Raw genomic sequence first — 13,165 nt, 5'->3', positions numbered from 1 at the left:
CAATATATTTTTATTAAAGTTTTCTATCACTCAAAAATAAAATTTATGGAACAACTAATTTCTGTCGTTGAATCTAATCATAATTTTTTAAATCAAAGCAATTCTCATGAACAAAAATTTCCCTTACCTTTTTACCGTCAACTAGGACGAACTGATTTAACAGTGAGTTGCTTGGGTATAGGTGGCGGAGGCGGTATTTCTAGTGAAGATACACTCTATGCTTTTGAGCGAGGAATTAACTACTTCTTCTATTCTAGTGATTTGCATCATTTTATTTATCAAAATATGGCGGATGGATTGCGTCAACTGTGTGGGCGAGGTTCATCAGTGCGGGAAAAAGTGGTGTTAGCGACTGTTACTTATATTAAAAGTCCCGAATCTTTAGTGGGTGTTTTATACGATCAGTTTGAAGAATTAGGGATTGATTATATTGATGTGTTGTTTTGGGGTTGGGTTGGCGATCGCGATGGTGAAGCCATTCGAGATTGCTTTGAACATTCTCCTTATTTGCGGGGGCCAAATACAGGATATCAACAGTTTGTCGAAGAAGCTTTTGGTGTATCTGAACGGCTGAAGAAAATGGGTGCGGTGCGTTATGTCGGTGCGTCTTTTCATAATCTTGATCATGCTCAAGCTTGGTTAAATCATCCTTTTTTAGATGTGGTCATGGTGAGACATAATCCTGCTCATCGCACAGCACAGAAAAAAATATTTGCTAATTTAGATTCACAAGATTTACAACGTTCAGGAATTGTGACGTTTAAATCTATGGGTGAACATATAATACCACCGCCAAGCTTACCTGAGTGGTGTTGGTGGCCTAATATACCAGATTTTTACCGTTATTCCTTATCACAAAATTGTGTAGATGTTGCCTTAATGGGGGTGACAAATAGACAAGAAATTGATGAAGCGATCTCCGCAGTAGAAAAAGGTAGACTATCTCCAGCAGAGATTGAGCAGATTAATCTCTTTGGTGATATGGTGCGTTACGGATTAGATTTTAATCAAATACATCCATTTCAAAAGGTTAAACTCCTGCGACAACCTCAAACTTAGTCAATTAAATAAATTAGAAAAACATCCTAGATTTAATTAATAAATCTAGGATGTTTTTATTTAAATATTATTTGTTGAATAGGGCTAAATATTAAGTAGTGAATAATAAAAATCCGTGATTAACAACTTGATTTAATCAACCTATTATAAAAGTAATCAGACACAACAACAACTCCACTGTTGAGTTAGGTTGACTGAGGTAAAAACAATTCAACATAGAATCAATTATGACTACCAACTCTGAAGAATTTAACCCAACCACATTGGAAGATCGCATTATTGCTAAAGCAATGGAAGACTCTGCTTACAAGCAACGTTTGTTAAGTGATGCTAAAGCAGTAGTAGAAGAAGAATTGGGTGAGAAATTAGGTGACGATGTCACAATTCAAGTATTGCAACAAAGTGCTAATCATCTTTATCTAGTGCTACCAATAGATATTGATCAACTAGTTCGTGAAGGCATCATTAGCCAAGAAGAATTAGAAGCAGTAGCAGGTGGTGGTGTTGTCAGCCGATTGAGCGCGAAAATTAGTATTCACCCAGGAAATGTGAATGGACAGACACGAAATTTTAAAAATATTGAAGCCTCTTTAAAGAGTGCTGTGGCTGCCCTAACTCTTGGTGTTTTAAGCCAAAGACACACCACAAGACCTAAATAAGTGCAAGCAAGAAAATAGTAATTTTCAAGATTGAATATTTCCCACAAGCAAATTCACTAAACTGCAACCATGACTATAAACTCTGAAGAATTCACCCCAAGCACCTTAGAAGAGCGTATTATTGCTAAAGCAATAGAAGACCCTGCTTACAAGCAACGTTTGTTAAATGATGCTAAAGCAGTAGTAGAAGAAGAATTGGGTGAGAAATTAAGTGACGATGTCACAATTCAAGTATTGCAACAAAGTGCTAATCATCTTTATCTAGTGCTACCAACAGATTTGGATCAACTAGTCCGCGAAGGCATCATTACCCAAGAAGAATTAGAAGCAGTAGCCGGCGGCTTACGCATAAGAATTACTAAACCTGGAAACGTAAAAAGTAAGTCAGAGCTTTTACAAAGTGTCTCAGGTATTAGTGCGACAATCTCATCTGTAATTGGTTCAATTTACTATAACGTCAAGTCTCGCAAAGGTTAAGATAACCTTTTTCATCGAAATCATTCAAATGCCTAAGAATGGAGTACATAGCTAGGTATTCAAAGCTATCACACTGGTTTAAATACTCTATGAAACTATGTACTCCACTTCATTGAGACTTGGTATAAGTTAGAACAATTCATCAAACTGTTCTCTAAATTCATCATCCATCATGACTACAAATTCTGAAGGATTGAGTCCTGAAAGTTTGCAAGAACTTATCATTGCAAAAGCAATAGAAGATCCCGCCTATAAACAACGCTTATTAAGTGATGCTAGAGCGGTTTTAGCAGAAGAATTAGGTGCTGACTTACCAGAAAATTTATCAGTTGAGGTTTTACAACAGAGTCCCAAACAACTCTATTTAGTATTACCAATTGATATTGATGAACTGGTGCGTGATGGAATTATTTCTCAGCCAGAACTAGAGGCTGTTGCAGGGGCATCAATATCCTTTGTATCAAAATTGATTGCCAGCACAGCTGCTCAAGTTTCTGTTTTTGCAGGTATAGAACATACCCTGAAAAAGTGGCAACAAAGACGAAAGTAAATATCATTCCTGAATTACAAGTTGCTATTTATAACTTGTAAAAGAATGATAACAAAAACAATTAAACTTCAATCAATACTGGAGAATTAACCATGTCTATCAATTCTGAAACCATCAACGCTTTAGAAATTCAAGAACGTATCATTGCTAAGGCAATGGAAGACTCTGCTTATAAACAACGTTTGTTGAACAACCCTAAAGCAGTATTGCAAGAAGAATTAGGTGAACAATTACCTGCAAATTTGACAATTGAAGTTCTACAACAAACTCCAAAAGAACTTTATTTAGTATTGCCAGTCGATATCGATCAATTTGTTGATGATGAGGCAATTGCTGAGGAAGAGTTGGAGGCTGTAGCAGGAGGATTTATCTTCACAGCCGTTGTAGCTGCAAGTCCTTATGCTGTTAAGCAATCTCCAAAAGTTTCCAGAGCAATAAGTAAAATTTTTAAATAAAAGTTTCCTTAACAGGATTAAGGCAACAAAGGAATGTCTATGATGGGGAATTGAAACCCCCATCAAGACTTACCGCCTGTAGCCGAGTAACTATTGGAGGGTAAATCATGAGTAGCAATCATCAAGAATTTGACGTAGAAGAATTTAAGAATAGCTTAATTGCTAAGGCAATGGAAGATCCTGCATATAAAGAACGCTTGTTAAGTGATGCGAAAGCAGTTGTAGAAAAAGAACTAGGGACAAATTTACCTTCAGGTGTGACTATTGAGGTTGTACAACAGAGTTCAAATCAACTTTATCTATTGTTACCACCAGAGGTTGATGAAAATATTAGCGATGAAGAATTAGAGGCTGTCACTGGAGGAGGTGGATATATAAAATTTGTGAAAAAGACAGTGAAAAAAGTTGTTGAACCTTGGACTTAGATTATTTAGCGTAGCCAAAGTTTAATATACCCTAAATCTTCATAAAAATGGCGTTGGGAGGGATGAATAACTACTTCATCCCTCAAATAGATTTTCACACCTTAACTCTCATCTAAATTTCATCTGACTACTGTGCATTTTTATACACAACAGTTCAACTAATTCTATAAACAAGTAAAAACACTTTTGATGCTGGAATAAAGCAAGTAATGTATTGACTTGAATTAGACTTAATTAGTCTTTTGCAATGTGTTCAGATTTGTTAATCACTTTCTAGAACGTTTTTAATATCTTATGGAATTTACTCAAGAACAATTAATTAGCATTGTAGAAAAATCTAGTACATTATCGGAGCGTCTTAGCTCTAATTTTGTAGTTAGTCAGCTAAAAAACTTAGATGATTTAGTAAATAGCAAATTAGAAAAGTGGCGCGAAGCTGTTGCTAATGGGGACAATCAAAAATTTGAAAATCGCCTAGCCTGGGATGGGTTGACTTTAGAAGATGCGCGTCGTGCTGTTGCGCCTGTATCTTTGGTTGATCGAGTTAATTTACCTGCTTGGACTAAAACATTAAATGAAGGTGTGAAAGCTGCTGATGTTGCATTTTCACAAGGTATAGAGTATCTCTGCGTTGATTCTGAAGAATTAATTCCCTTTGAAGAAATATTTTTACCATTTGTTTATATAGCTAGACAAAAATTAACTGCACGCGCCGGACAAAATTATCACCAACTTTCAGAAAATGCGCATGGGTTATTAGAGCGGAGATTGTTGATTACTTTTTCTGAGATGGCTGCTCACGCTATGGAGTTAAAATTTTCTAGTTTTCGTGCAACTAGACAATCTGCTCTTGCTTATATACTAAGACAGTCGGATGATAATGTGAAGCGCGATCGCTATACAGAATTTATCCAACAAATGCTCAATCAGGATGGACTCATTACCTTTTTCTTAGAATATCCTGTGATAGCTAGGCTGTTAGCTATCACCATTGATTTTTGGGTTGATGCTATTGGCGAATTTTTATCACACTTAGCCGCAGATTACAGCGAAATTCAGCAATTATTCCAGCCTGATGCAGATTTAGGACAGGTTGTAGAAATTAAATCTAATCTTTCCGATCCTCATAACGATCATCACACCGTCATAATTCTTACCTTTGCTTCTGGCTTAAAATTAGTCTATAAACCAAAGGGTTTACATATAGATGAAGCCTATTTCAATTTCCTATCTTGGTTTAACCAACAAGAAGCTGATTTAGCATTTAAGTGTTTAAAAATATTAAATCGCTCCAATCATGGTTGGGTTGAGTTTGTCGAATATTCACCTTGCGAAGATGAGCAGGCAATCAAGCGATTTTATCAGAGGACTGGAGTTTTATTAGGTTTATTATATATTCTAAAAGGTAATGATTGTCATCTTGAGAACCTTATAGCTTGTGGTGAGCATCCAGTTGTGATTGATTTAGAAACGATCATGCACCCTACAGTCAAGGAGGAAGAAGATACTAATCAATCTTTTAATGCTGTGGAATTGGCTTTGAAATTTATTGTACAGGATTCCGTTTTGCAGACTCATTTACTACCTCAATGGCACGTAGTATTTGGTGGTAAATTAGTTTGTGATTTCAGTCCATTAGTGGTAACTGATGTCGAAAATAGTCAATATGATGCACCTATTTTTCTCGATATTAACACTGACAAAATGCACCTGAAGTATGAAGAAATCTCCATTAATTTAGATGGAAAGCATCTGCCTCAATTGGGAGATTTACAAATCTCTCCAGACAATTATGTAGAAGATTTAATCATGGGATTTCAAAAAATATATTCTCTCATGATTGCACAACAAAAATTTTTATTGAGTGATTATAGCCCATTATTGAACTTTCATCATCAGCGAATTCGGTTCTTGTTTCGAGGTACTCAGACTTATGCCTCTGTATTAAGTAATGCTCAAAGAGCCGAATATTTAAAAGATGGAGTTGACCGCAATATAAAACTTGAGCTTCTTAGTCGAGCGTATATTTCTGAGCAAAATAAACCTTTATTTTGGCCATTGCTAGAACAAGAATTGCAAGCAGCATTACAGATGGATATTCCATACTTTAGTGCAATTACAGATAGTGAACAGATATTTTCTGGATTGTCATCTGTGCCATTTGCAGATTGTCTTATGTCTACTTTTCCACAGGTAATAGCTCGAATTAATGAACTTAGTGATAATGATTTAAGCAGACAAATAGAAGTGATTCGTGGGGCTTTTAATAGTAGTATTGTTAACCCTTTAGAAGAGAGTTTTGCTGCTAGTGTTGAAACACCACAAGCAACTGCGCTTAATCTGACAACCTTGAGCCAAGAAGAAGGTTTAAAACAGGCGATCGCCATTGCTGAAAAAATTCAATCACAGGCATTTTCTACTGAGAATGATGCTGCTTGGATTGGTTTGGAATACGTTGCGAAATTCCGCAGGTTTCAGTTAAAGGCTCTTGGGAATCATTTATATGATGGCAGTTGTGGAGTAGCTTTATTCTTAGCCGCATTATGGTCAGTTACCAAAGACGAACAATATCGTCATTTCGCGCTTAAGGGATTGCAACCATTACGGCAAAATTTACGTAATTTCAACTTAGATGATTCCACAGAATTAAATGAAAATATAGATGTTGGTATCTGCACAGGATTAGGCTCACTTATCTATGGATTAGTGCAGATTGGTAATTTGCTAAATGAACCGAATTTGTTAGATGATGCCCAAAAATTTGCCAGTTTAATCACACCAGAAGTCATTAGCAAAGACCAAGATTTAAATATTAGTTCAGGTTCGGCGGGTGCTTTGTTAGCATTCCTCGCCTTCCACAAAGTTACAGGGGAACAAAGATATTTAGAACAGGCTGTTAGCTGTGGAAATCATCTATTACAGCAGGGAATCACCAGTGATGTAGGGATAACAGCTTGGAATACCGCAGAAAAGAAACTGTCACCAGGGTTTGCCTATGGTGCGGCTGGTATTGCCTATGCTTTGTTGAGATTATATGATATCACTCTGGATGGTAATTTCTTGTTAGGTGCAAAAGAGGCGATCGCCTATGAACGTAGTCTTTTGCTTGCCGAAACCAACAATCAAAATCATTCATTTCCCCTTGGTTGGAGTCATGGTACTGCGGGTATTGTGTTAGCTCGTTTGGGTAGTTTGACAATACTTGATGATGAAGAAATTTGTCAAGAAATTACAAGTAGTTTAAATAGCATCCAGAACAGTAACTTAAATTTAGTTGACAGACTCTCTTGTGGTAACTTTGGTATTGTTGATGTTCTCCTCGAAGCTGCTACTAGGCTTTCAGATCCGGATTTATTAGCAGATGCCCAAAAACTAGCTGCATCTATTGTCAACAAAGCTAACGAAACTGGTCATTTCTATTTGTTCTCTCCACATCACCAAGATATGTATAATCCTGGTTTGTTCAATGGTATGGCTGGAATTGGCTATGAATTATTAAGACTGAGTTATCCTAAGTTATTACCTGCTATTTTGCTGTTTGATTAAATTGAGCCGCTTATTGATCCGAGCGAGATACGGATACCGTTCGTTACTTCCCCAAACAGATAAACTGACCTAAATGAGAACTTTCTGAGCAGTTGTATTGAATTCACGTTCGTTTCTTGGCGAAAGTGGGTAACTTGAGTAAGTCAGGACTGACGCACAAAAATTATCTGTGGAGATTGGGTGTAAGGGTGAAAGGGTTTGGGGTGTAAGGATTTTGAATCAGTACACCCCTATACCCTCGCCAAAACCCTTGATTTTTAGTTTTGATGCGTAAGTCCTATAAGTAACATACGGAAATGAATACATGCTCATGTTACTGTTTAAGGTTGGCAATGAACGATATGCGATCGCATCTCAAGAGGTTGTGGAAGTTATACCATTGGTTATTCTCAAAAACTTGCCACACACACCAAAATATCTAGCTGGTGTATTTAACTACCGTGGTTTTGTTGTACCAGTTGTTGATTTATGTCAATTGATGCAGGGTAAAAGCTGTGGCGATAACTGGAGTACGCGAATTATATTAGTTAACTATTGTCGAGATAATCATACTCAACATATTTTGGGTTTGATGGCAGAACAAGTAGTGGAAACATTGCACAAATCTCAAACTGAATTTATTGATGCTCATATTCAGATAGATACAGCACCATATTTGGGCAAAATGATTGTAGATGAACGCGGAATGATTTATTGCCTTGATATTCAATCCTTGTTATCGGAAACAGAGCAAATAAATTTCTTATCGGAAAATCTTTTAAATAGAGTTTAGGGCTTCGATGTTAGGGACGAGAATGTGTATGAATATTTTGTTTAATTAGTTAGTATTAACTGATTTCTGAATAAAAAACACTAATCTCTAGCCTCTAGCCCCTAGCCTCCAGTCTGATGTAATTTAAAGACAGTCATAATGGTGCAATCTGTCATTGAAGCTTTACTGAGAAGCAAAATTGGTTTAGATGTTAACTCAATTGGTTCTGGTGCGATCGCTAGTGCGATTTATCAACGAATGGCAGATTGCGGTATATCAGAGATGTCTAGCTATTGGGGATATTTACAAGATTCTCCCCAAGAATGGGAAGCATTAATTGAGAATGTGATTATTCCAGAAACTTGGTTTTTTCGGGAACCAGAATCATTTGCGCTGCTCAAAAGCTATGTATTATCAGAATGGTTGCCTAAAAAACCGCAAGGTGTGTTGCGGGTTTTAAGTGTACCTTGCGCCACTGGTGAAGAACCATATTCGATTGCGATCGCGTTATTAGAAGCTGGGTTAACATCTACTCAATTTCACATTGATGCTGTTGATATTAGTAAACAATGTTTGTTAAAAGCCCAAACAGCAATTTATGATAAACACTCATTTCGTGGTCATAATTTTACTGCTCAAGCAAATTATTTTAAATTAATTGATTCTAAATATTATTTGCAATCATCAATCAAAAATTTGGTAAGGTTTATCAACGGTAATTTAGCCGATACTAATTTTAGTGTCTATCAACAAAAATATGATATAGTTTTTTGCCGCAATTTATTAATCTATTTTGACAGTAAGACTAGAGAACAAACCATTCGCATTCTCGAAAATTTACTTGCTAAAGAAGGTTTATTATTTGTTGCGTCTGCCGAAGCTACATTACTCATGAAGACTCAATTAGTCGCTGTCCGTCAATCTTCAGCGATCGCTTATCAAAAATTGAGTCATCACCAAGATTTGATAACTACACAAAAATCATCTGAATTGACTATTCACAACAAGGTAGAAATTGCGTCACCCCAAGATATATCTGTAAATCATTCTAATAGTAATTTATTCGATTTAGCTAAACTTGCAGCTAATCAAGGTCGCTTAGAAGATGCAATTCAACTATGTAAAGAATACCTCAAGCAAAATCAAATCAATGCCGAAGCTTATGTTTTGCTTGGTGAAGTACAGCAAGCAATGGGACAAAACGAACAAGCTGGAGAATCTTTTCGTAAAGCAATTTATCTGCAACCTAATCATGAAGCAGGATTGACTCATTTAGCCTTACTCAAAGAACAGCAGGGAGATAAAACCAGTGCTGATTTACTTTGGCAACGCATCTACAGATTACAGTTTTGATATGTGAATAATCGAGACAAGGGCGACAAGGGTGACGGGGTAGACAAAGTAGACAAGGTAGAGGTGTTTGTAATTAATTTAGGATTTTTTCACTTATTTACAACCCCTAGCACAGTATGGCGTAAATAAACAGACCATAAGAAATTACTAAAAGGCTTGTGATGTCGTTATTATTTCTTTTTACTTTTGCCGTTTTACTTTTGCCTTGTTGTACTAGCCCCTAACCTCTAGCCTCTCTTATCGAGCTTCAATTACAAAAAATTCACACTTGTTTAATTAAGTTAATAACATTAGAGAAAATTTAAATAACTGAATTGTTAGTTTGCTTTTTTGTTGGGGAACCTTAGTATTTGTAAGCTTTGATCAGATAACTCAAGAATAAAAATGCTAGATAATTGGAAACTTAAAGATAGAACTTTGTTAGGATTTGCTATCCCGACAATTTTAATATTTGTTTTTAGTGTGATAGTTTATGCCACTAGTAGTCAGACCAGGATTATTTATAAACAAGTGGGAATGTCAAACGAAGCCATTATAGGGACAAATAATATGGCCTTGAGTCTGGCAAACATGAATCTGGCAATTCGGCGATATTTATATAATCCGAAAAAATATCAAGATGCGTTGGAAAGATATGCTTTTTTTAATCAAAGGTTTCAAGAAGGATTGAATATTGCTTCTAAGGTTGCTGAAGATAAATTTCAGGAAGAAAGATTAAAAACAATGCAGAATATGTTCAATGAATTTGAAATGTTGGTTAAAGATACGATCACAACACCAAATTTTGAGAACAATAGATTTTTAATTGAGCAATATCTAGAAAAATCTGGTGATATGAGCTATAAATTCCGTCAAATTCATGAGGAGTTTGCTAGTCACCAAAAAGAAATTATGAGCAACCGGATTGAAGGGACAAAAGTGATGCTCAACTTGATGAGTTTATTAGCGGTGTTAGTAACAATATTAACTATAGCGATCGCATTTTTTGTCACTTCCATCATTTCTCGGTCTTTGGGTAGTCGAGTTTCTCAGGTTGTAGATGTCGCCGAGCAGATTTCTGCTGGTGATTTCACTTTATCTTTGCCTGAGAGCGAATTGAAGACCAAAGATGAAATTGGTCAAATCATGGCATCTTTTCAGATTATGTTGCAAAAGTTGAGTACCTTGATTCGTCAAGTCCAAAGTTCAGGTATTCAAGTCACAACCTCAGCCACCCTGGTAGGTGCTGCGGGTACACAGTTAGAAACAACACTCACAGAACAAGTAGCATCAACAAACCAAGTCACAGCCACAGCCAAAGAAATCGCCGCCACCTCCAAAGAACTAGCACACACAATGGAACAAGTGGTCACAATGTCCCAAGCGACAACCACAGCCGCGAACATCAGTCAAACAGACTTGCAGCGCATGGAAACAAGTATGCGTCAATTAGCAACAGCCACAAACACCATCGCCACGCGACTAGGGATTATTAGCGAAAAAGCTAACAACATTAATAATATTGTCTTAACAATTACCAAAGTTGCCGACCAAACTAACTTACTCTCGTTAAACGCTGCCATTGAAGCAGAAAAAGCTGGAGAGTATGGTTTAGGGTTTGCGGTAGTAGCCAGAGAAATTCGCCGATTAGCAGACCAAACCGCAGTCGCCACATTAGATATTGAACAGATGGTCAAACAAATGCAATCTTCGGTGTCAACAGGGGTGATGGAAATGGATAAATTTGCGGCGGAAGTCGGGCGGAGTGTGGCAGATGTCAGCCATATTAGTAGCCAAGTTGGGCAGATTATTCAGCAGGTGCAAGACTTAAACCCACGTTTTGCGGCGGTGAATCAGGGAATGGAAATGCAGTCATTAGGAGCGCAACAAATTAGTGATGCAATGGTGCAGTTAAGCAGTACCTCAATTCAAACTGCCGATTCTCTGCGAGAAATTAATCAGGCGCTTGCCCAACTTAATCAAGTCGCTCGTGGTTTACGCCAAGAAGTTTCTGTGTTTAAAGTTAATAGCAATGCTGTAGTACCGACTTTATCGTAATTTCAAAATAATTATCCTCGAATTACGGATGCCAATTTCCCGCAACAAAGGCTATTAATGGCTAATTAACCGAGGTTTAGCTGTTGTAGTGGAATTAAATGCTTAAATTATGAATTTTCTGATTGATTAGTTATTAATTTCTATTTCTAGAATAACAAATAATCACAAAGGAAAATAAGATGCCGCGAGGTATAAAAATCAATCATTTTATCATGGGTGGATGTACGCTTATTGTTGGGTTAACAGGGATTGCCAGCTATATTTCTAACTCAAATACTAATTTACTTATAGCATCGAATAATTGGGTGAATCAAACTTATGCCATCAAATCTCAGTTAAAGGAACTGGAAAAATTTTTACTTGATGCTGAAACAGGTCAGAGGGGCTTCATTATTACTAAAGAAGAAAGATATTTGGAACCATATAAATTAGCTCAATTCAAGTTAAAAGATACTTTTATTCAAGTCAGAAGCAAAATTTTAGATAATTCACGACAAGTTAAAACTCTTGGGGAAATTGAACAATTAAGCCAAGCAAAAATGGCTGAACTAGAAACAACTATTAAAATGCGGCGACTTGGGCAGGAAAAAGAATTATTGGCTCTGATTTTATCCGATCAAGGTAAAAATTTGATGGATGACATCAGACTCAAAATGAATGAGATGTTAGCGGTGGTAGACCAAAGTTTAGTCGAAAGACAAAAGCAAGCTAGTCAAATTCAACGTGTTGCTGTCTTGGTGAATTGGGGAACTTTTTTGGGGATTGTGATTGTGACGATCGCTGTTTGTTTGGCAATTATCTTAATTCCTAGTCGGGAGTTGGCGCGGTCTTTGCAAACAGCTTTTCATTTAGCTGACAAAGTAGCGGCGGGAGATTTTACCAGTAATGTAGAAATCACTGCCAATCATGAGATTAATAAGCTAATGGCAGCACTCCAAACAATGAAACAGAAATTGAGTACCTTGATTCGCCAAGTCCAAGGTTCAGGTATTCAAGTCACAACCTCAGCCACACAAATAGCCGCAGCCGGCAAACAATTGGAAACAACACTCACAGAACAAGTAGCATCAACAAACCAAGTCACAGCCACAGCCAAAGAAATCGCCGCCACCTCCAAAGAACTAGCGCACACAATGGAACAAGTGGTCACAATGTCCCAAGCGACAACCACAGCCGCTAACATCAGTCAAACAGACTTGCAGCGCATGGAAACAAGTATGCGTCAGTTAGCGACAGCCACAAACACCATCGCCACGAGACTAGGGATTATTAGCGAAAAAGCTAACAACATTAATAATATTGTCTTAACAATTACTAAAGTCGCCGACCAAACGAACTTGCTCTCGTTAAATGCTGCCATTGAAGCAGAAAAAGCTGGAGAATATGGTTTAGGGTTTGCGGTAGTAGCTAGAGAAATTCGCCGATTAGCAGACCAAACCGCAGTCGCCACATTAGATATTGAACAGATGGTCAAACAAATGCAATCTTCGGTGTCAACAGGGGTGATGGAAATGGATAAATTTGCGGCGGAAGTCGGGCGGAGTGTGGCAGATGTCAGCCATATTAGTAGCCAAGTTGGGCAGATTATTCAGCAGGTGCAAGACTTAAATCCCCATTTTGCGGCGGTGAATCAGGGAATGGAAATGCAGTCATTAGGAGCGCAACAAATTAGTGATGCAATGGTGCAGTTAAGCAGTACCTCAATTCAAACTGCCGATTCTCTGCGAGAAATTAATCAGGCGCTTGCCCAACTTAATCAAGTCGCTCGTGGTTTACGCCAAGAAGTTTCTGTGTTTAAAGTCAAAAGTGATGATTTTTCATCCTTCACCCCAGTTGATGTAGCAGCTTAATCA

Annotated in this window: 11 protein-coding genes; all 11 read left to right on the top strand. The window is 37.2% G+C overall.

The genetic code is table 11. From position 1 onward, the window contains the following. Positions 1-45 precede the first annotated feature (45 nt). The 11 genes from H6G77_RS18860 to H6G77_RS18810 all read left to right on the top strand — a co-directional run bounded on the left by H6G77_RS18860 (position 46) and on the right by H6G77_RS18810 (position 13,162). Positions 46-1,059 carry an aldo/keto reductase gene (locus H6G77_RS18860; protein WP_190872408.1) on the top strand — a complete coding sequence of 338 codons (1,014 nt, stop codon included), beginning with the start codon at positions 46-48 and terminating at the stop codon, positions 1,057-1,059. Positions 1,060-1,286: 227 nt separating this feature from the next. Continuing rightward, positions 1,287-1,718 (top strand): NHLP leader peptide family RiPP precursor, encoded by a 432-nt coding sequence (locus H6G77_RS18855; RefSeq protein WP_190593136.1) that lies wholly within the window; start codon positions 1,287-1,289, stop codon positions 1,716-1,718. A gap of 69 nt (positions 1,719-1,787) precedes the next feature. Next, positions 1,788-2,195, top strand: a complete 408-nt coding sequence (locus H6G77_RS18850; protein WP_190593137.1) for an NHLP leader peptide family RiPP precursor — start codon at positions 1,788-1,790, stop codon at positions 2,193-2,195. 172 nt (positions 2,196-2,367) lie between these two features. Continuing rightward, positions 2,368-2,745 carry an NHLP leader peptide family RiPP precursor gene (locus H6G77_RS18845; RefSeq protein WP_190593138.1) on the top strand — a complete coding sequence of 126 codons (378 nt, stop codon included), beginning with the start codon at positions 2,368-2,370 and terminating at the stop codon, positions 2,743-2,745. A gap of 92 nt (positions 2,746-2,837) precedes the next feature. Continuing rightward, complete coding sequence (locus H6G77_RS18840; protein WP_190593139.1) at positions 2,838-3,200, top strand: NHLP leader peptide family RiPP precursor; 363 nt, start codon at positions 2,838-2,840, stop codon at positions 3,198-3,200. 107 nt (positions 3,201-3,307) lie between these two features. Continuing rightward, positions 3,308-3,625, top strand: coding sequence for an NHLP leader peptide family RiPP precursor (locus tag H6G77_RS18835; RefSeq protein ID WP_190872407.1), 318 nt, complete (start codon positions 3,308-3,310; stop codon positions 3,623-3,625). A gap of 294 nt (positions 3,626-3,919) precedes the next feature. Then, the gene (locus tag H6G77_RS18830; RefSeq protein ID WP_190872406.1) at positions 3,920-7,171 is read left to right on the top strand and encodes a type 2 lanthipeptide synthetase LanM family protein; all 3,252 of its coding nucleotides are present in this window, start codon (positions 3,920-3,922) and stop codon (positions 7,169-7,171) included. A gap of 310 nt (positions 7,172-7,481) precedes the next feature. Next, the gene (locus H6G77_RS18825; RefSeq protein WP_242049251.1) at positions 7,482-7,943 is read left to right on the top strand and encodes a chemotaxis protein CheW; all 462 of its coding nucleotides are present in this window, start codon (positions 7,482-7,484) and stop codon (positions 7,941-7,943) included. Positions 7,944-8,081: 138 nt separating this feature from the next. After that, positions 8,082-9,275 carry a protein-glutamate O-methyltransferase CheR gene (locus H6G77_RS18820; protein ID WP_190872404.1) on the top strand — a complete coding sequence of 398 codons (1,194 nt, stop codon included), beginning with the start codon at positions 8,082-8,084 and terminating at the stop codon, positions 9,273-9,275. Between the two features lie 384 nt (positions 9,276-9,659). Further along, positions 9,660-11,312 carry a methyl-accepting chemotaxis protein gene (locus H6G77_RS18815; RefSeq protein ID WP_190872403.1) on the top strand — a complete coding sequence of 551 codons (1,653 nt, stop codon included), beginning with the start codon at positions 9,660-9,662 and terminating at the stop codon, positions 11,310-11,312. A gap of 179 nt (positions 11,313-11,491) precedes the next feature. Continuing rightward, entirely contained in the window at positions 11,492-13,162 is a 1,671-nt protein-coding gene (locus H6G77_RS18810) for a methyl-accepting chemotaxis protein (RefSeq protein ID WP_190872402.1), read from the top strand. Positions 13,163-13,165: the final 3 nt, after the last annotated feature.

The organism is Aulosira sp. FACHB-615, assembly GCF_014698045.1.
Classification (GTDB): domain Bacteria; phylum Cyanobacteriota; class Cyanobacteriia; order Cyanobacteriales; family Nostocaceae; genus Nostoc_B.
This window is presented reverse-complemented; position numbering and strand designations above follow the sequence as displayed.

What these genes read in the sequence shown, in the direction of transcription:
- H6G77_RS18820 (WP_190872404.1), top strand. Translation starts at nt 8,082, where the DNA reads ATGGTGCAATCTGTCATTGAAGCTTTACTGAGAAGCAAAATTGGTTTA.
- H6G77_RS18830 (WP_190872406.1), top strand. Translation starts at nt 3,920, where the DNA reads ATGGAATTTACTCAAGAACAATTAATTAGCATTGTAGAAAAATCTAGT.
- H6G77_RS18845 (WP_190593138.1), top strand. Translation starts at nt 2,368, where the DNA reads ATGACTACAAATTCTGAAGGATTGAGTCCTGAAAGTTTGCAAGAACTT.
- H6G77_RS18835 (WP_190872407.1), top strand. Translation starts at nt 3,308, where the DNA reads ATGAGTAGCAATCATCAAGAATTTGACGTAGAAGAATTTAAGAATAGC.
- H6G77_RS18850 (WP_190593137.1), top strand. Translation starts at nt 1,788, where the DNA reads ATGACTATAAACTCTGAAGAATTCACCCCAAGCACCTTAGAAGAGCGT.
- H6G77_RS18810 (WP_190872402.1), top strand. Translation starts at nt 11,492, where the DNA reads ATGCCGCGAGGTATAAAAATCAATCATTTTATCATGGGTGGATGTACG.
- H6G77_RS18840 (WP_190593139.1), top strand. Translation starts at nt 2,838, where the DNA reads ATGTCTATCAATTCTGAAACCATCAACGCTTTAGAAATTCAAGAACGT.
- H6G77_RS18855 (WP_190593136.1), top strand. Translation starts at nt 1,287, where the DNA reads ATGACTACCAACTCTGAAGAATTTAACCCAACCACATTGGAAGATCGC.
- H6G77_RS18860 (WP_190872408.1), top strand. Translation starts at nt 46, where the DNA reads ATGGAACAACTAATTTCTGTCGTTGAATCTAATCATAATTTTTTAAAT.
- H6G77_RS18815 (WP_190872403.1), top strand. Translation starts at nt 9,660, where the DNA reads ATGCTAGATAATTGGAAACTTAAAGATAGAACTTTGTTAGGATTTGCT.
- H6G77_RS18825 (WP_242049251.1), top strand. Translation starts at nt 7,482, where the DNA reads ATGTTACTGTTTAAGGTTGGCAATGAACGATATGCGATCGCATCTCAA.